The sequence below is a fragment of the Mesorhizobium sp. M0189 genome, from assembly GCF_040322135.1.
In the GTDB taxonomy this organism is placed as follows: Bacteria; Pseudomonadota; Alphaproteobacteria; order Rhizobiales; family Rhizobiaceae; genus Mesorhizobium.
This window is the reverse complement of sequence record NZ_JAMYSW010000005.1, coordinates 455,427-472,859: the sequence shown is the minus strand read 5'-3', so window position 1 is coordinate 472,859 and position 17,433 is coordinate 455,427. Positions and strand designations below refer to the sequence as shown.

Annotated in this window: 17 protein-coding genes and 1 pseudogene; 13 read left to right on the top strand and 5 right to left on the bottom strand. The window is 60.1% G+C overall.

The window, feature by feature from the left end:
* Positions 1-174: 174 nt before the first annotated feature.
* The 3 genes and pseudogenes from NKJ09_RS13295 to NKJ09_RS13285 all read left to right on the top strand — a co-directional run bounded on the left by NKJ09_RS13295 (position 175) and on the right by NKJ09_RS13285 (position 2,140).
* Positions 175-1,149, top strand: a pseudogene (locus tag NKJ09_RS13295) (zinc-binding alcohol dehydrogenase family protein).
* A gap of 329 nt (positions 1,150-1,478) precedes the next feature.
* Positions 1,479-1,706, top strand: a complete 228-nt coding sequence (locus NKJ09_RS13290) for a ribbon-helix-helix domain-containing protein (RefSeq protein WP_023718512.1) — start codon at positions 1,479-1,481, stop codon at positions 1,704-1,706.
* On the top strand, positions 1,703-2,140 hold the full coding sequence (locus NKJ09_RS13285) for a TA system VapC family ribonuclease toxin (RefSeq protein ID WP_352483673.1): 438 nt from the start codon (positions 1,703-1,705) through the stop codon (positions 2,138-2,140). The genes NKJ09_RS13290 and NKJ09_RS13285 overlap by 4 nt, the downstream gene beginning before the upstream one ends.
* Positions 2,141-2,327: 187 nt before the next feature.
* Here NKJ09_RS13285 and NKJ09_RS13280 read toward each other — a convergent pair whose 3' ends face one another.
* A complete protein-coding gene (locus NKJ09_RS13280; protein ID WP_352483672.1) occupies positions 2,328-3,455 on the bottom strand; it encodes an NAD(P)/FAD-dependent oxidoreductase in 1,128 nt (375 codons plus the stop codon).
* Between the two features lie 64 nt (positions 3,456-3,519).
* Entirely contained in the window at positions 3,520-4,521 is a 1,002-nt protein-coding gene (locus tag NKJ09_RS13275; RefSeq protein WP_023718509.1) for an SIS domain-containing protein, read from the bottom strand.
* Between the two features lie 101 nt (positions 4,522-4,622).
* Between NKJ09_RS13275 and NKJ09_RS13270 the strand changes: the two genes are divergently transcribed.
* The 5 genes from NKJ09_RS13270 to NKJ09_RS13250 all read left to right on the top strand — a co-directional run bounded on the left by NKJ09_RS13270 (position 4,623) and on the right by NKJ09_RS13250 (position 9,879).
* Complete coding sequence (locus NKJ09_RS13270; RefSeq protein WP_023718508.1) at positions 4,623-5,489, top strand: PfkB family carbohydrate kinase; 867 nt, start codon at positions 4,623-4,625, stop codon at positions 5,487-5,489.
* A 160-nt stretch (positions 5,490-5,649) separates the two neighbouring features.
* On the top strand, positions 5,650-6,486 hold the full coding sequence (locus tag NKJ09_RS13265) for an ABC transporter substrate-binding protein (protein WP_352483671.1): 837 nt from the start codon (positions 5,650-5,652) through the stop codon (positions 6,484-6,486).
* 76 nt (positions 6,487-6,562) lie between these two features.
* Complete coding sequence (locus NKJ09_RS13260; RefSeq protein ID WP_023718506.1) at positions 6,563-8,092, top strand: amino acid ABC transporter permease/ATP-binding protein; 1,530 nt, start codon at positions 6,563-6,565, stop codon at positions 8,090-8,092.
* A 109-nt stretch (positions 8,093-8,201) separates the two neighbouring features.
* Positions 8,202-9,311: a LacI family DNA-binding transcriptional regulator gene (locus NKJ09_RS13255; protein WP_023718505.1), complete on the top strand. Its 1,110-nt coding sequence runs from the start codon at positions 8,202-8,204 to the stop codon at positions 9,309-9,311.
* 391 nt (positions 9,312-9,702) lie between these two features.
* On the top strand, positions 9,703-9,879 hold the full coding sequence (locus NKJ09_RS13250; RefSeq protein ID WP_023718504.1) for a DUF982 domain-containing protein: 177 nt from the start codon (positions 9,703-9,705) through the stop codon (positions 9,877-9,879).
* A 476-nt stretch (positions 9,880-10,355) separates the two neighbouring features.
* Here the strand turns inward: NKJ09_RS13250 and NKJ09_RS13245 are convergent, their stop codons facing one another.
* Positions 10,356-11,012, bottom strand: a complete 657-nt coding sequence (locus NKJ09_RS13245) for a Crp/Fnr family transcriptional regulator (protein ID WP_352496638.1) — start codon at positions 11,010-11,012, stop codon at positions 10,356-10,358.
* 390 nt (positions 11,013-11,402) lie between these two features.
* On the opposite strand from NKJ09_RS13245, the gene NKJ09_RS13240 reads away from it, so the two are divergent.
* On the top strand, positions 11,403-11,723 hold the full coding sequence (locus tag NKJ09_RS13240; RefSeq protein WP_502897234.1) for an ABC transporter ATP-binding protein: 321 nt from the start codon (positions 11,403-11,405) through the stop codon (positions 11,721-11,723).
* 532 nt (positions 11,724-12,255) lie between these two features.
* Complete coding sequence (locus tag NKJ09_RS13235) at positions 12,256-13,113, top strand: protein-L-isoaspartate O-methyltransferase family protein (protein WP_352496637.1); 858 nt, start codon at positions 12,256-12,258, stop codon at positions 13,111-13,113.
* A gap of 9 nt (positions 13,114-13,122) precedes the next feature.
* Here the strand turns inward: NKJ09_RS13235 and NKJ09_RS13230 are convergent, their stop codons facing one another.
* Positions 13,123-13,740 (bottom strand): glutathione S-transferase family protein, encoded by a 618-nt coding sequence (locus tag NKJ09_RS13230; protein WP_352483668.1) that lies wholly within the window; start codon positions 13,738-13,740, stop codon positions 13,123-13,125.
* Positions 13,741-13,835: 95 nt separating this feature from the next.
* On the bottom strand, positions 13,836-14,909 hold the full coding sequence (locus NKJ09_RS13225) for a pyridoxal-phosphate dependent enzyme (protein ID WP_352496636.1): 1,074 nt from the start codon (positions 14,907-14,909) through the stop codon (positions 13,836-13,838).
* Positions 14,910-14,996: 87 nt separating this feature from the next.
* On the opposite strand from NKJ09_RS13225, the gene NKJ09_RS13220 reads away from it, so the two are divergent.
* From NKJ09_RS13220 to NKJ09_RS13210, 3 genes are all read left to right on the top strand, one after another.
* Positions 14,997-15,479: an Lrp/AsnC family transcriptional regulator gene (locus tag NKJ09_RS13220; RefSeq protein WP_023718499.1), complete on the top strand. Its 483-nt coding sequence runs from the start codon at positions 14,997-14,999 to the stop codon at positions 15,477-15,479.
* Positions 15,480-15,784: 305 nt separating this feature from the next.
* Positions 15,785-16,447, top strand: coding sequence for a TetR/AcrR family transcriptional regulator (locus NKJ09_RS13215; protein ID WP_198030474.1), 663 nt, complete (start codon positions 15,785-15,787; stop codon positions 16,445-16,447).
* 111 nt (positions 16,448-16,558) lie between these two features.
* Positions 16,559-17,422: a TauD/TfdA dioxygenase family protein gene (locus tag NKJ09_RS13210; protein ID WP_023718497.1), complete on the top strand. Its 864-nt coding sequence runs from the start codon at positions 16,559-16,561 to the stop codon at positions 17,420-17,422.
* Positions 17,423-17,433: the final 11 nt, after the last annotated feature.

The window sequence follows — 17,433 nt, the reverse complement described above, 5'->3', positions numbered from 1 at the left end:
TGGGGGGGCAACCCGTGCCTGGTATTTTTTTTTTGGGGGCGGGGTGTGGGGACCCCCCCAAAGCTTTTGTTCTGCTTTCCACCCCCCGGGGGGGGGCGTTTTCCCCCCCCCCCCCCACTTCCTGTTGCCGGACTCCAGCTTAGCAAGGGGGGAATTGCCGTCATGGATCCCACCATCAAAGTCGTGCGATGCTCCGAGCCCGGCAGACTGGTGTTTGAGGAGCAGCAGGCACCAGACGCTCCGCCCGAAGGCTGGGCACTGGTCAATGTCGCCTTTGTCGGGATATGCGAAACCGACTACCACATCTTCGAGGGCAGGCATCCTTATCTCGCCTATCTGCGCATCATGGGCCATGAGGTTTCGGGAACAATCGCGGCAATCAACGCGCCCGTGGACCTGTCGGTCGGAGAGCAAATCCTCGTCAATCCCTATCTTGCCTGCGGACATTGTGCCGCCTGCCGCCAGGGCAAGCCTAACTGCTGCATGTCGATCGAGGTGCTTGGCGTGCACCGTGACGGTGCCATGAGTGAGCAGATTCTCGTGCCGGCGCAAAACTTGATTCCAGCGGCCGGCCTGTCACTGGTGGAGGCGGCCACGGTCGAGTTTCTGGCCATCGGTGCCCACGCAGTCCGCAGATGCATGGCGGGGCCGGGCATTCGCACCTTGGTTATCGGCGCCGGGCCGATCGGCCTCGGCACGGCGCTTTTTGCGCGAATCGCGCAACAGAACGTGACCGTCATGGACGTCGATACCGAGCGGCTGACCTTCGATCATCGAAACGATAGCGGCGCGAACTGCGGGAGCAGGTTTCGACGTCGTCTTCGACGCAACGGGAAACAGCCGTTCGATGCAGTCTGCCTTGCCTATGTTGCTCATGGCGGCGTCATGGTGATGGTCAGCGTCGTGCCGGACGACATAACTTTCTCCGATCCAGAGTTCCACAAACGGGAAATGATGCTGATCGGCAGTCGCAACGCGACTCGTAGCGATTTCCAGCACGTCATTGCCTCGATCCGCGCTGGAAAAATACCAATCGACCAGCTTGTCACCCACCGCACCACCCTGCGCGACAGCCCACGCGACATCGCAATCTGGGCGCAGCAGAAGTCCGGTCTGATCAAGGCCGTTATCGACGTAGGATCTGGCTGACTTCAGCAACACGATCAAGACATGTCATCGCAGCCCTGGTGCTGCATTGTGGGAGGGCGAGTTGCTCGGTGACGCCACGCTAAGCGTCGCGCTTGACACGGTATTCCGTGCGGTTTTCCTCAGATAACAATTGTCCCTGCCGAACTGGCTTGGCGTTTCGCTGATTACCGCGGGCGCAGTTTTCGTCGCATAAAGGTTGAAGCCGCGGAGCGACGATCTTTCCGGCAAAACGTGTTCCACGCAAATCCGCCGGGTATTCGCACCGCTTGAGTGTCCGACGTAGCTAGTCCACATCATGCGTGATGTTTGATGCGCGTCAGGAGAGTGATATGAGAACCACACTGGCGATTGATGACGACGTCCTGGTCGCGGCCAGGGCCATGGCCCGGCAGCAGGGTCGTAGCCTCGGCGAGGTCATTAGCGATCTCGCCCGGCGCTCGCTGCGCCGGCCTCAAGCTGGCGGCGAGCGCAACGGGATTCCTCTTCTGTCGCCTCGGCCGCATGCACCTCCTGTCACGCTTGAGACGGTCAACGCCTTGCGAAACGAACTGCCTTGACCTTCCTGCTCGGTGTCAATGTGCTGATCGCACTGATCGATCCTGGTCACGTCGCCTATGGCGACGCGCATGGCTGGTTCGAAGAGACGGGCAACGCGGCATGGGCTACTTGTCCGATCACCGAAAACGGCGTCCTGCGCATCGTCGGGAACCAAAGATATCCTAATTCTCCCGGCTCGCCCGCCATCGTTGCGCAAATCGTTACCAAGTTGCGGGCTCTGCACGGGCACAGCTTCTGGCCCGACGATGTGAGCCTGGTTGGCTCCGGCGACATCGATGCAGCGAAAATCCTGACTTCGGCACAGGTCACGGATACGTACCTTCTCGCGCTCGCCAAGGCGCGAGGCGGCCAACTTGCCAGCTTTGACCGCAAGCTGTCAGCGGCGCCCGTGAAGGGCGGGAAGTCTGCACTGCACCTAATTCACACAAGGTAGACCGCCGGGCTCTTCGGTGCAGTCTGCCTTTCGATCTTCTTGGCTTTGAATTGAGGCTTGCGCAACTTGTCGCGCTCAGCGCACTCCAGTGGATCGCGAGCGGCTATCTGGCCATAGTTTGCGGGGCATTCATCTTCTCCCTTGAGCGTCCGCGCTTGGACAGTTCGGCCTTGCCGCAATTGCCCTTTCAGCTGAATCGACTAGCGCGAAACGTTGCAAGCATGGGATGCGGATTGCCTGAGGCGATTTCTTTGGCAAGCAATTCGCCGACGATCAATCCAAGCGTGGCGCCGCTGTGGCTAAAGGCGACGTGAAGCCCGGCGACGGTCTCGACGGAGCCAAGCACTGGCTCGCCGTCGCCCGGGATGGGCTTCGGGCCAACTGCATAGGTAGCGAGTTGGAGCCGCCGATTGCCCTCGAGCACCGCACTAGCCTCGTCGAGCAGTCCTTTGACGGTCTTGTCGTGCACGGTGTAAGTTCCATCAGAGTTGACCACGACTTCTTCCTCCGACCACGCCGAATCCAAAACAAGTTCGCCATCCGGCGTCGGGCGCACCGCCACGCGCGGCGTATTCAGCACGGCACGGAGCTCGGTCTTGATCGGCTTGGTTTTCAAGAGGAGTGAAATCGGCGTGGCGTCGGGGACACGAACTCCGATCTCCGCAAGCATGGCAGGCGTCGCTGGCCCAACGGCAAGGACCACTGCATCCGCCTTTAACGGCACACCGTCGGCAGTGACGACGCCACGCGCGCGACCACCTGTGGCATCTATCCGCACGCGTCCGGCGTTCTGGACGAGCTTGCCGCCGCGGGAGCGGAACTCATTGAGCAGCAGATCGATCAGGCAGGGCAGGTCAACCCATCCTTCGCCAGGATTGAAGATGGCACCCTGCGGGGTGATTGCGCTGGCGTTGACACCGGGCGTCACTGCGCCGACTTCGGCAGGGCCGAGCAGAAGCGCGTCATAACCAATATCCTGCTCCAGTTGGCAGATGGAGGCGATCTGGTTCGTCCCATCATCCGCATCCCAGGTGAGGCCGCCGTCAAAGCGAAGCCACGACGCCGTTTCCGGCCTTGTGGCCGCCAGGGTCCGATAACGGTCGATGCCCGCAAGCCTCAAGCGGTGGTAAGCAGTGTCAGCACGTCGCGCTGAGTTCAGCCAGGAAAGTGAACGGCCGGATGCACCGTTGGCCGGCGCGCCGTCGTTGACAATGGTTACATCAAAGCCAAGACGAGCGAGGTGCAGCGCGGAAGAGATGCCGAAGATGCCAGCGCCGATGACGACGACTTGGCGCGGTTTTGGGGATGCAGTCATAGAAAAATCCTTCTACGCAGAAGCCGGGCTGGGAGTTGTTGGATGGCTGCAGAGCGCGGCGGAACTAGTAGTCCGTGAGCTTCTTCATGTAGCGCCGGCCTTCGAGCATCGGCTGGCCGCGCAGACCAGCCAGCGTATAGGCAAAACGCCATAGAGTGTCGAAGAAGACCAAGGGCACGAGATAGGGTTTGATGTGTTCGGACATACCGCTGAGGTCGAGTTCCGCTCCATCGAGCACCAGGATGTTTTCCCGGCTGCCGTGCTTGAAAAGGAAATCGCGAGCGCGTTCCGTAAGGTGCCTCGTCTCGTCCAAACCCATCAAGACCACGAAGCAAGTATCCCGGTCCACCACCTCGAACGGGCCGTGAAAGAACTCGTTGGCGTGTATGGCTTGCGAGTCGTACCACTGCATCTCCATCAACACGCAGATGGCGTAGGAATACGCCGCACCGTAGCTTGCACCGCTGGCCAGTGTGTAGATCGCTTTGCGCGGCGCGAAACGGGGTACGAAGGCCTTAAACCGGTCGGCATAGGTCCGGTGCGCACGTTCGATCGCCGGCTGAAGATGGCTCAGGCTCATCAGCAGATCGGCGGTCAGCCCGGCATCCTCCCGAGCATCGATTAGGCCGGCGAGCAACATGTAGAGCACGCCGTAGTTGCTGCGGGCTGCATCGATCGGTTTGCCCGTCGTGTAGGAGGCCTGGTAGGCGACTGCGTGGTCGACCGCCTGCGCGAGGGGCGATATCTGGTCGAGCGTCATGCCGATTGTCGTCGCGCCTTGATCCTTTGCATGATTGGCCGCTCGCACGGTCTCCTGGGTGGTGCCTGTCTGCGAGCAAAGGACGACGAGCGCGTCAGGTCCCAACCGTCGCGGATCTCGGCAGACGAACTCATCCGCGTTGTAGATATCGCAGGCGAATGTGCCGCTGTGACGGTCGACAAAGTATTTGCCTGCCATCATGATCGAGAGCGAGCCGCCGCACGCCACGAGGAATAGATGCGAAAACTGCCTGCCCGCCGTAGCGGCCAGGGCGCGTTCAACGTCGGCGGGGAGGGCGAAAATCATTAGGTTCCTCTTCTCGTTGACAGAGCTTGGGCCGGCGCACAATTGACAATAGCGGGCCATTGTGCGAACGTTATCACACCCTTTAAACTGAAAGTCCTGCGATGGTCAAGATTGCCGCGATGGGCGACAACGTGGTCGATTGTTATCTCGCTCGCGGCGAGATGTATCCTGGCGGAAATTGCCTCAATGTCTCGGTGTATGTCAGCCGCTTCGGCGGGCAGTCGGCCTATGTTGGGGCGATCGGCAAAGACCGGGCAGGGGACTTGATCCACGCCGCACTCAAGTCCGACCGCGTGGACATCACCCGATTGCGGCGCCTTGAAGGGCCGACCGCCTACTGCCTCATAGGTCACCGCAACGCCGATCGGATTTTCCTGGACTTCGATCTCGGAGTTTCGGTGTTCACGCCGACGCAAGAAGATCTGGATTTTCTCTCGGGTTTTCAGGCCGTCCACATCGGCCAGTCCAGCGGTTTGGACCCGTGGGTTGCCGCTGTATCAAGTAAGTCACTGTTGTCTTATGATTTTTCCACCCGCCGGGAACCGGGACACCGACGCGAGATTGGGCCCTATTGCTATCTGGCTTGTGTCTCGGGTGACGGTCTCGACGACAAGGAATTGGCCGCAATCGCAGCCGAATTGCTCGCATTTGGTTCAAGGTGGGTTCTTGTGACTCGCGGTCGGGCCGGCGCGGTGCTTCACGGCGACACCGTCTCTTACCGAACCCCGGCGCGGTTGGTCGAACCCGTCGACACCCTGGGCGCGGGCGACACCTTCATCGCAAGAACGCTATTCGGCCTGCTTAAGAAAGAGGCGCCTCAGGACATTCTTAGCCAAGCCGCGGAGGCGGCGGCTGCTACCTGCCGGTACTACGGGGCGATCGGCTATGCGGCAGCAATTGATCTAGGAAAGATCACGCCGGAGGTCCTCCGCGGAGCTCGGCGCATTCAAGACGAGAGAACCGTCTAGTTGGGGAATTCAACTGAGCAATTGACGCGAGAAATGGACAATGCTAGTCAAAGTGATAACGTTCTCATTCATCTAACCAACGCCATGAAAGAGCGTTTTGATGGACGGGTCGTCGAGTGGGACCGCAGGCCGACTTCGGCCAATCGTAAGAGGAGAAGACATGCAAACGAATTCGAGCAGGCGCCAATTTGTGAAATCCGGTCTGGCGCTGACGATCGCGCTGGTGACAGGACTTGGCACGTTGGCCGCATCAACGCAGGCAAAAGCGGCCGACAACCCCTACAACCTCATCGACCCGACGGTGATCAGCGTCGGAACCATGGGCGATGCGAAACCCTATGTCTTCACCGACGCCAACGGCAACTTCACCGGTTTCGACGCTGAACTCTTCCGCGACGTAGCGCGCCGGCTCGGGTTCAAGGAGGAGCAGGTCGTTTTCACCGGTCAGGAATTCTCGGCCCTGCTGCCCTCTGTCGCCAACGGTCGCTTCGACGTCGCTGTCGCCGCCATTGGCACGACCGCGGAGCGCAAGAAGACCGTGGATTTTGGCGACGGCTATCTCGCTGGCTACCTGTCGATCATTTCGCCTGATCCGGCTCTGACGAGCAATGAGAGCACCGCCGGAAAGCGCATTGGCGTGATCCAGGGGACGTTGCAGGAAATCTATGCCGAGAAGAATCTGAAGGGCGACATCGTCAAATTCCCGGACAACAACACTGCCGTGGCGGCGCTGAACAACGGGACGATCGATGGGCATTTCACTGACTATGAGTCGGCCAAGCAGTATGTGGAGCGCTATAAGAACCTGAAGATAACAATGAACGTGCCGTCCTTCGATGCGCCAGCCGGTTTCGTGGTCAAGAAGGGCAACGACGCCTTCCGAGAAGCGCTCAACAAGGCATTGCGAGAGGCCATGGACGATGGCACCTGGAAACGGCTTCACGAGAAATGGTTCCCGGGTACCCCGATGCCGGATCAATATCTGCCAAAGAAGTAAATTCGCGCGTATTCGTTAGCGTTTCCGGCCGGGCCCGTGAGCAACGGTGCCCGGCCGAGTTATAGATGGACTTGATATGAGCTGGTTCGACAACTTCGCCCGCAGCTTTCTTGATTTCCAGGCGATGGCAGAAGTTCTGCCGAACATGGTGATGGTCGGCCTCAAGAACACCCTGATCCTGGCCCTTGCCTCGACGTTTTTCGGGACGCTGATCGGTATCGTACTCGCCGTGATGGGGATTTCCGAGAACCGGCCGCTGAAACTCCTTGCCCGCGTCTACACCGATATCTTCCGCGGGCTTCCTGCCATCGTCACAATCCTAATCATTGGCCAAGGCTTCGCGCGATTGGGCCGAGATCTGTTCGGTCCATCGCCTTATCCGCTGGGCATTCTGGCGCTCAGCCTGATCGCCGGCGCCTATATCGGGGAGATTTTCCGCGCCGGCATTCAGAGCGTCGAGCGTGGTCAGATCGACGCCACCCGCACTCTCGGCATGACCTATGGCCAAGGCATGCGCTTGGTGGTGATCCCGCAAGGCATCCGCCGCGTCCTGCCCGCACTGGTCAACCAGTTCATCGGCAACGTAAAGGACTCCAGCCTGGTCTATTTCCTTGGTCTGCTCGCCTCCGAACGCGAACTGTTCCGCGTCGGCCAGGACCAAGCCGTGCTGACCGGCAACTTGTCGCCGCTGTTGCTGGCCGGCGTGTTCTATCTCGTGATCACGGTGCCGCTAACCCACCTCGTCAATTACATCGACGCGCGCATGCGCGTCGGCAAACGTATCACCGCTGTGCAAAGTGGCCTCAAGGAAGTCGCCGAGCTTGCCGAAGCGGGCGTGCCGGGCACAGCGACGTTGCCTGCAGCAGAGCCCACACGCTTCAAGGGTGGCGGTATTGAGGTCAAGAATATCGACATGGCCTATGGCGCCGTCCAGGTCCTCCATGACGTCAGTCTGAAAGTGGAGCCGGGGACCGTCACCTGCCTCATCGGTCCATCCGGCTCGGGCAAGTCGACCTTGCTGCGTTGCCTCAACCGCCTCGTAGAGTGTCGAGCCGGTGACATTCTGCTCGATGGCGAAAGCATCTACAAACAGACCCCTGACCAACTCCGGCGGCGCGTCGGCATGGTTTTCCAGCAGTTCAATCTGTTCCCCGACCGCAGCGCGCTCGCCAACATCACCTTGGCGCTTCGCAAAGTTAAACGCATGTCGCGCGAGGAGGCTGAGGGCGCGGCCTTGGCGAGGCTGAATGAAGTCGGACTGCTGGAGCGTAAGGACCATCGGCCGGCCAATCTCTCGGGCGGGCAACAGCAGCGGGTGGCCATCGCGCGCGCCCTGGCCCTCGAACCCGAGATTATGCTGTTCGACGAGGTCACCAGCGCGCTCGATCCGGAATTGGTCAAAGGCGTCCTGAACTTGATGGCCGATCTCGGTCGGGGCGGGATGACGATGGTGGTCGTAACACACGAGATGAATTTCGCCCGCAAGGTCGCGAACCAGGTCGTATTCATGGACGAGGGGCGAATTGTCGAGGCAGGCCGACCAGAGGACCTATTTGATAACCCGCAAAGCCCGCGTCTTGGGCGCTTTTTGTCCGAGGTGCTGTGATTGCAATGGTGTGCGCAACGGCGGCTGTTCCGGTGTTCGGCCTTGCGGGGCGGGCTTAACTGCCGCTAGGTCGCCGGCACAACGCGCGCATGGGCGGTAGGTTTGCCGAGTGACTCAAAGATTACCCAAAAACGCAACTATCATAGAGGTCGCTCGCCGGGCCGGGGTGAGTTCCGCCACGGCCGGGCGTGTTCTTGGTGACTACGGCTACAGCAGCCCCGAGGTTCAGGAGAAGGTGCGGGCCGCAGCAGCTGAGCTGGGCTACCGCCCCAATCGCCTTGCCAAAGGTCTGATCACCGGTAAAACGCAGACTATCGGCGTTGTGGTTGGCGACATCGAAAGCCCATTCTACGCCAGCGTGCTGCGCGGAATAGGGGATGTCGCGCGCCGTGGCGGCTTCGGGGTTATCGTTACGAACAGTGATGAAAATGCCGAACTCGAGCAAGAGGCGGTGCAACTGCTGCTGGAAAAGCAGGTCGACGGTTTAATTGTCTCATCGACCTTCGTGGACGAGCCGGATCATCTTCGTGAAGCAGTCGCGGCTCGCTGTCCCGTCGTGCAGTTCGACCGCATGGTGGCGGGCCTGGAAACCGATTCAGTCGTGGTCGACAACGTTTCTGTAACGCATAGCAGCATCGCGGCGATGATAGCGGCCGGACACAGCCGCATCGGAATATTGGCGGAACTCGGGCCGGGCCAACGCGACGATGTTGGCTCGTTTGTGGCAAACGTTGATCTCTCCAGCGCTGATCTTCGCTACCATCATCCAAGCTGGCAGAGACTATTGGGTTATCTCGAAGCCCATCGCGCCGCGGGCATTACGCCGGATCCGCAGTTGATCCGTCGCGTGGCGGTCTATTCTAGCGAGGCAGCCCGCAAGGAGGCGCTCGATCTGCTGACAATGCGCAATGCACCGTCCGCTCTGTTTACGGCCGATGGTGTGATGTCGACAGGGGTTCTGGAGGCCATTTCCGCATTGAAGCTTGCGATTCCAGGAGACGTTTCGCTGCTCTGCTTCGACGATCTCGACTGGATGCAGTTCGTGACCCAGGGTATCACAGCCATCGCGCAGCCGGCACATTTGATTGGAGCGGCGGCAGCGGAGCTTCTCTTGAAGAGGTTGGCGGAGGCCACGTTACCTTTCGAGCACCGTGTCCTTGCGGCCCGCTTGGTGGAGCGCAATTCAATTGCAGTTCATCTCAACCGCGAGGCCGTCTGACCCGGCCGCAACGGTCTATGGCTGGGGCAGTCTCTAAGGGGCTCTGAGAAACGCACCGCGGCCGAGACGCGAGACTACAACCGTCATCACCGGCCCCGCTGCATCAGCGTTGCCACGACGGCTTTAGCCAAGCGGCTCGCATCACCGCAATGATCATCTCTGAGTTGGCAATGCATCCTAAAATAGATGTCTACGCTGCGTCCCTACCCCGATATGGCCAGCCAGAAGGGGCTGCGCGGGGCTGGGCCATAGCCGGTTTTCCGATCCTTGGCTCGAACCGGGGCGTGGCTGACGGAACTCTTAGTTTAGATAAGGCTTATGTACAAATGTCGCTCCATTGGTTTTCACCGTCGATTCCCGTAAAGACCGGCCGTCCCGGCGTCATCTACCAATGCAGCAACGTCGAAGGGCCGCTGAGCAGCTCCTGAAGTGGAGCAAGCGCGGCCCTAAGTGGCATAGCGCGGTGCAACTCTGCATGGATGCAATGATCGATCAGGTGAAGCCCGATGTGGTTCGCAGAGCGTTCCTTGAGGCCGCCAAAGAGGAGGGAAAGCTACTGCCGCCGTAGCTCTTGTCTCCGAAGGAAGCTCATTCCATATCAGGCACGTCGCGGCTGACGAACAATGTCGTCGGCTCGCCGTATTCGCCTAATGCAGGGTTAGCATCGCGCGACCACGGCAATGACGCCAGCGTGTTTCGCCGCCAAGCCTCTCGCAGCCCATACCGCCCGGTCCTCGGTCTGGGAGGCTTCGGCCTGTGAATCGGCGTGCAAAATCGGCGTCGAATTTTGCACGCCGATTCACAAGTGTTGCCGTCGGGTCATGATGATCTCCCTTCGCACACTTTGCTTTGCTCGGCACGAGCTGGGTTGCGTTCCGCTCAGCCCAACCGTCGACCGCCTCGAGCCGCATACCGCTGTCGTCGAGACGTCAGGCGTCCCGCGCACGACCAGCCCTCCGTAAATGTCGTCTCGAACTGTTCCGGCGACGGAACGACCGTCTTCATTTTGGTGTCCATGCGCTGGCGTTCAAAGAGATATAGCCGCTACCTGAGATACTCGCTGTCGAATCCGGCTGTTTCGACCAGCTTCTTGCGGTTGATCACCTCTACATGGCCTGACTTGAAAGAGACGAGATCGGCCTTGCGCAGCTCCCTTAACGTTCGGTTGACGTGAACCGTGGTCATTCCGAGGATGTCGGCCAGTTCATGCTGGGCAAGAGGACACTCATATCTTCCATCAACCGACAGCTCAACCATGGAGAGCCTCTCTTCCAACTCCAGCAGGAAATGGGCGGTACGCCTCATCGCGTTCCGTCGCCCGGTATTTGTCAGATGTTCGGCAAAGATGGCGTTCAGGCGCGCCAGCGAACAGGCGATCTTCTTCCCGATTCGGCCGTCCGACAGGATGGCCTCGACCAGTTCCTTACTGGAAATTTCATAAACAGCTAGTTCGGTTATGGACGCCAGCGACGCAAGACGGGGTCCGTCCAAGCCACGGAAACCGACGACATCCCCTTTGAGGGGAGTGTCTATGATCTGCCGCTCTCCGTCCGGCAGTGCCTGATAAAGTATGCCCCAGCCCGATTTTACAATGAATATCTCACTGTTGTCGTCCTCCTGCCGGCATATCACCGAATGGGGTTTATAGATTTTTGCGGTAACACCGAGAAAATTGTTGTTCCCCCACTCATTCTTCGACAACGTCCCCCTATGGGATGAGAGCACATGAACTGCAATAGTGTCTGCATGGAGAATCGCAAGTTTGCTTCTGTTTCCACACGACTGACAATAGTATCTCCCGGATAAATCGACAGAACGACCTCTTACCCTAGGGGCGGGTTTGCCTACTGTCCTCGTCTGTTTGGTAAACTGCGTTTAACTTAGGGTGTACAAGGGCGGTTAAGTCTCCGGGTTAAGGTCCGGCAACAGGCTCCGAACCGCCAATCACCTTGCCGCGCAGTAGTACGGCTTGGTTGTGGGATCGGGGGATCGGCGAACGCATGCACATGGTCGAGATGAGCGAAACTTACCTGGATCGTCTGCCGGCCGAACTGTCGGGGGGGTCAGAAGCAGCGCGTTTGCGCCCGGGCGTTGGCCGCCGATCCGGAACTCATCATCTGCGACGAAATCACGTCCGCGCTCGACCAGATTGTGCAAGAGGAAATCCTCAAGCTCTTAATGCGGCTTCAGCGCGAACTCGGCAGGAGCTGCATTTTCATCACCCATGACATTGCCACCGTGCGGGCGATCGCCGACGAAATTGGGGTGCACCAAGGTAAAGTCGTTGAGCGGGCATTAAAGAGCGAAATTCTCACGCCGCCGCACGGCCCCTATACCGAGCGGCTTTTATCCTCCGTGCCGGAAATGGATCCGAACTGGCTCACAAGGCTGCTGGCCAGCCGGAGGATGTGATCGTCGGGCGGAGCGTTGCGTGTCTTCCATATCGCCACGCCTTACAGCCTCGCGGTCGGCCTTCGGAACAATGCCAGAAATTTTGATGGTTCTCGCCCACGAAAAAGCCATCACGGCAGCAGGGACGAACTTGCGCTTTTGCGCATATTGATCTCTATCAGCAGCGATACCCAGCGCGCTCCTGCATCGGCTCGACGGCCGCAACCACCAGCTCAATGACGACTTGGCCGAGGTTGCCGCCGGTGTCCGCGCTTTGCTATAAAATCCCCCTATGTCACGAGAATGAGTATCAATCCGCCGCGCGAGTTGATGTCCTGGCGTCGTTCCGGGCACCCGTGCGCCAAATTCGGTCAGACGCCAGGCGCCGAAACGGGCGGGTCCACAGGCAAAGAGGGCAGGGCACTCGGCAAAGCTGCGCTCTATGGCAAACGGATAGCGGGCATTGCCCTTCAATGCGGGGATAGCGCCCCTTTGCCGTCGTTCGGTTTTCTGAGAGCATGATTGAGTACGTGCGATCCGGAGCCGATATTCCATGCCGACAAGAATCGATGCTAGTGAAGCGCGCCGGTGGTTTGCCGAAGATCTGCGTGTCTCATCACCTGTCTTGCACAACCCTGCGGTCATCGAGGCCTTCGCAAAGGTTCCGCGCGAACACTACCTTGGCAACGGGCCTTGGCGTATCCATTCGAGATTGCAAATCGGGGCGGTCCATACCAGCCCTTCAGCCGCACTTCATGAGATTTACCACGACGTTCTGGTCTTGCTTGACGAAAAACGCGGACTGAACAGCGGCTTGCCGTCGCTTTGGGCATTGGTTTTCGACCATCTGAACATCACTCCCGGCCAGACTGTCCTTCAGGTGGGCGCCGGTGTCGGCTATTTCACCGCCATCCTCGCTGAACTAACGGGTTCTGAAGGACGCGTGATTGCATATGAGATCGACGAAGAACTGGCTCGGCGTGCGCAAAGCAATCTTGCTCATTATGCCCATGTAGAAGTGATATCAGGTGATGCAACGCAGGCAGTTGATCTGCCAAACCTCGATGTCGTGGTCGCTTTTGCCGGCGTGACGCACGTGCCGGAACGGTGGCTTTCAAATTTGTCCGACGCTGGCCGGATGGCACTGCCGTTCACAGGTGAGGACCGACGAGGTTTCATGATGCTTCTGGAAAGGGTCGGCGATACGTTTCCCGTACGGTCACTTGTGCCATGCGGGTTTTACCCCTGCAGCGGAGCTAGGCGCAGTGACGAAGAAAAGGCCTTGATGGCCGCCCTCAAGGCTGCCCGAGGCAAGGTCACCCGTCTCGCGCAATATCATCCAGGCCGACCAGCAAATGGCCTCGAGAACGCTTGGCTGGTGACCGACACATACTGGATTTCGAAAGCCTAGCGATCGATATCAATCACGCGTGTCGCCGTCGTAGGGTGTGGCACGCATTGAAGGGCGTTCCACGAAGGATCTATACCATCGTGTCAGTCGTGGCCTTCCCTGCAAGAAGTCGGGCAGTCCCCGGAATTCCAGCCAGCTTAGACAAGTGGCGAGCGCGATGTGGCCGACATGGAGCGGTGCGTCGAATTCGACCTCGCGTTCCACGAAGTTATAGGATTCGATGAGCTTCATCGTCATGCCTGCGCCCAAGGCAGGATAACGCAGATGTTCAGGGCGGCGCTCGTTTTCCCAGCGGATGGAAATGCCTGCGTCGCACATGCCGCCGGCGAGCGCCTGGAGGCGCAAGGCGGACCATTTTGCTCGCCCTGTTTCGGGGATGAGCCGAGGACTGCTTTCGAGACTGTCGAGATAGCTGCAGATTACGCTCGAATCGAAGATCGCATAGCCGTCGTCGAGAACGAGAGCGGGCACCTTGCCAAGCGGATTGATCGCAAACACATCATCGTTGCGATTGATGGGGCTCGTCTCGTGATGAATGACGCGCAGACGTCCGGCAAGCCCGGCCTCGTGGGCAAAGACCAGAACCTTGCGCGCGTAGGGGGAGTGGGTCTGGTAGATGAGCTTCATGGACCCGTTCTGCGTTGAGTCTGAAGCGTGGGCATCTCGAGCAGTCCGCGGCCCAGCCGCTCTTTTGTTCAATGGTCCGGGGTTTGGCGCCATCGTCATGCGTCCTTCTCCAGTTCGGCCTCGGTCACGATGATCAGCACCCGGCTCGATTCGTCGAGCGCAAGCTCCCGCGATGGGCCGGAAGTCGCGACGGCGGTGGCGAGGCCGGCGAGGCCGGCCGCACCCGACGGGGTTGTGCCTGGACCGTTTGCCTCGCGAAGTCGGCTCTTCGCGTCGGCAAGCGCCGCTTCGGACACGGTTATGACCCGAGCGTTGCCTTGGCGGAGTACGTCGAGCGCCGATGCGGCTGCTTCGCCACAGGCGAGCATGTCTGCCGACGTCTTGAGATCGCCGGATATCCGCACGGACCGTGCTTGCGACAGCCCGGCCGCGACGCAGGCTGCGGCCTCTGGTTCTACTACGACGATCATGGCTGGAGGCATCAACCAGTCCTTCAGCCCAGTCGTCAGGGCGGCGGCAAGTCCGCCGACACCGGCCTGCACGAAGAGGTGGGTTGGCCTCAGATGGCCGATCTCGTTGACCTGGCGACGAATTTCCGCAGCAAGCACGCCATAGCTAGCGACGACATCTGCTACAGCTAGGTCGTCCGGGTCGCTAGAGGTGTCGGCCACCAGAATGCCTTCTCCGGCCCGGGCCGCCGCGGAGGCCCGATCGACGGCATCGTCGTAGGTGCCGTCGACCCACACGATTTCGGCGCCTTGTGATTCGATACGCCTGACCCGCGCCGCAGGAACGCCCGTGTGGAGGTATATTTTTGCCGTCCCACCGGCAAACTTCGCCGCCGCGGCAACGGCAAGTCCGTGATTGCCGGCGCTGGCCGTGATTAACGCCGGCAACGGCGTCCTGGCCCGCTCTGGATCGAGCAATTCGTCGATATCCATCCCGGTAGCCCGGGCCAGAGCACACAGACCAGCATAAGTGCCGCCGAGGGACTTGAAGCTGCCCAGGGCACGGTGTCCCTCGTTCTTGGCAAGCACCTGGGCCACATCCAGGCTCGCAGCGAGGTTTGGCAGGTCGAGCAACGGTGTCGGTGCATAAAATGGCGACAGGCGCTGTAACAGCGCCGCGATCTGATCAGGGTCAAGGCCCGGCTGTGTGTCTATGGCCATGAGGCGAAGTTCTATCCCGGAAACCACGCCGGTTGGCGCCTATTATCGTTGCTCGCCTGCCTGATTTCGTCATACATGCCTGTCCTCATGACGAAAACTGCCGTCCTCGATCGCTTCGACTATGTGCTGCTGTCGCTGGTTCAGCGCGACAACCAGATCCCGGCGCGGCGTCTCGCCGAGCAGGTCGGGCTTTCCCAGAGCGCGGTTCTGCGCCGCCTGCGCCGGCTGCGGAAGGATGGCGTGATCGCAGCAGACATTGCCGTCGTTCGCCCGGGGGCCGTGGGCCTGCCGCTAACCATCCATGTGCTCGTTTCCCTGGAACGGGAGAGCGCTGTCGAGTTGGACGCCTTCATCGGCAAGCTTCGCGGGCGCTCGGAGGTTCGTCAGGCTTGGTATGTCACCGGTGAAACCGATTTCGTGCTCCTCCTGCAATTGCCAGGGATGGAGGCGTACGATGTCTTCACGCGGGAAGTCTTCCACGCCGATTCGAACGTGAAGGCGTTTCGCACCATCGTGACGATGAGAGAAGTGATCGGCGCAGCCGATGCGCAGCCGCTATCCACTGCCTGAGTTTGTGGCGTGGCCCCAGCAAGGTCATTGCCCTTTTGACCCGTAATATCAGTCAAGGGCGCGAACCAGGTTGAAGGTCGATATACGCGTTCCCGTATCTACTCACCCGCCCCACCGCGAATGTCTGCACCTGGCCCAAATTAGTTCCGCCAGTGCGTAGAAAGAGACTCTAGTACGACGGGTACATCGCATGGCAATTTGTGATAGCAACGCTGATCGCGTCTGGTGCCGGTCGGTGGGCGGTTGCGGCTCGTTCCGGCATAGTGATCGTCGCGGCAGCGAGCGGCATGAATTTCGGAAGGGATATGAGAGCCAACATTTCAGGATCTCCCGGTGACGAGGCGCACTCTACGCGGACCAGAATCAAAGAGGTCGCGGCCGAGTTCTATGTCCTACGCGGCCACGATGGTTTCAGCTTCGGCGATATAGCGACGGCAATCGGCACGACGCGCGCCAACATCCATCATCACTTCGGCAACAAGCGTCAGCTGATGGAGGAATTGATCGCAGACTTCGCCGCCAACGCCGAGGCCCGCATCAAGCGCTTCTGGACGACCCCCGATATCCGGTTCTTCGACCGTCTCGATATGCAGCTCGAGGATCTGCGCCGTTTCTACGAACGTTTCAATGCTGAGAAGGGAGCCCGCAATATGTGGAGCCCGCTTTCGCGCCTTCGCCACGACCTCCCGGTTCTCGGCGAACCAGCGGAACGTGCCCTGGAGCGCGTCAACCGGGTCTATGATCAGAGCCTGCGTCATGCGGTAGACCAGGCGGTGAAGGACGGAGAGCTTTCCTCCCACACACTCAGCGACGAGCTCGTGCACATGCTGCGCATTACCCTTCTGTCCTGTCCACCAATGACGCAGGACACCGGAAGCTTCGACGAGGTCGCCAGGACCTTCGCAGCGCTCGCCGCGATCATCCGCGCCGCTTGGCATGATGCGGGGAAGGGCTCGGGTCGAGGCTAGACATCCAGTGGATCAAAGCGAGGGTGAGTTGACAGCCTTTGGCTTTCAAGTTACTTACTTGCAGGTAAGTCAGCCCATGATGGCGACGAGGCGCGTATTAGGGAGGATCACGTGCTGCGCGATGACGCATTCACTCGTTTCGAGGTCAGCCCCTTCACTGGAGCGCTCGGTGCAGAAATTCGTGGGATCGATCTGGCGAGCGCGAGCGAGGATGCCTTCCAGGACGTTCGCCGCGCGCTCTACAAGTATCATGCGCTCGCCGTGCGCGATCAGGAGCTTGACGCCGCCGGCGTCCACAAGGTCGCCCGCCGGTTCGGACCATTTAGCGGCAATCCGGTGCACACGCCGATCGACGGCTTTAACGATATCGTGCGCTTCGTGCGCGAGCCGGACGACACGGGCAAGGTGATCGGCGAGGACTGGCACATGGACCTCGCCTGGCTACCGAAGCCGCCGGGCATTACGATCCTCTACGGTGAGGAGGTGCCGCCGGTTGGCGGCGACACCTGCTTCTCCAGCCTCGAGAAGGCATATGACTCGCTTTCGCCGCGGCTGGTCGAGATCCTGCAAGGCCTGACGGGCGTCCATAGCGGCCGCGGGGTCTTCGCCATCAACGCGGCCCACAGCCGGCTCGGCGTCAAGGCCGATGTCGAGGCGATCGAGAATGCCGTCGTCGAGCATCCTGTGATCTGTCGCCACCCCGAGACTGGCCGGCGCTATGTCTTCGTCAGCAGCGTGATGACCAATTTCAAGGGGATGACGGAGGAAGAAAGCAAGCCGATGATCGACTTCCTGATGGCGCGGGCTGTCCGGCCCGAGTTCAACTGCAGGCTGCGTTGGGAACCGAAGACGCTCGGTATGTGGAACAATCCCCATGTCCTGCACACCGCCATCAACGATTATCCCGGATATCGCCGGGTGATGTACAGGACAACGGTGGAGGGCACCGTTCCACTTGCCGCCAGGGACGGCTGACGCGCAACCGC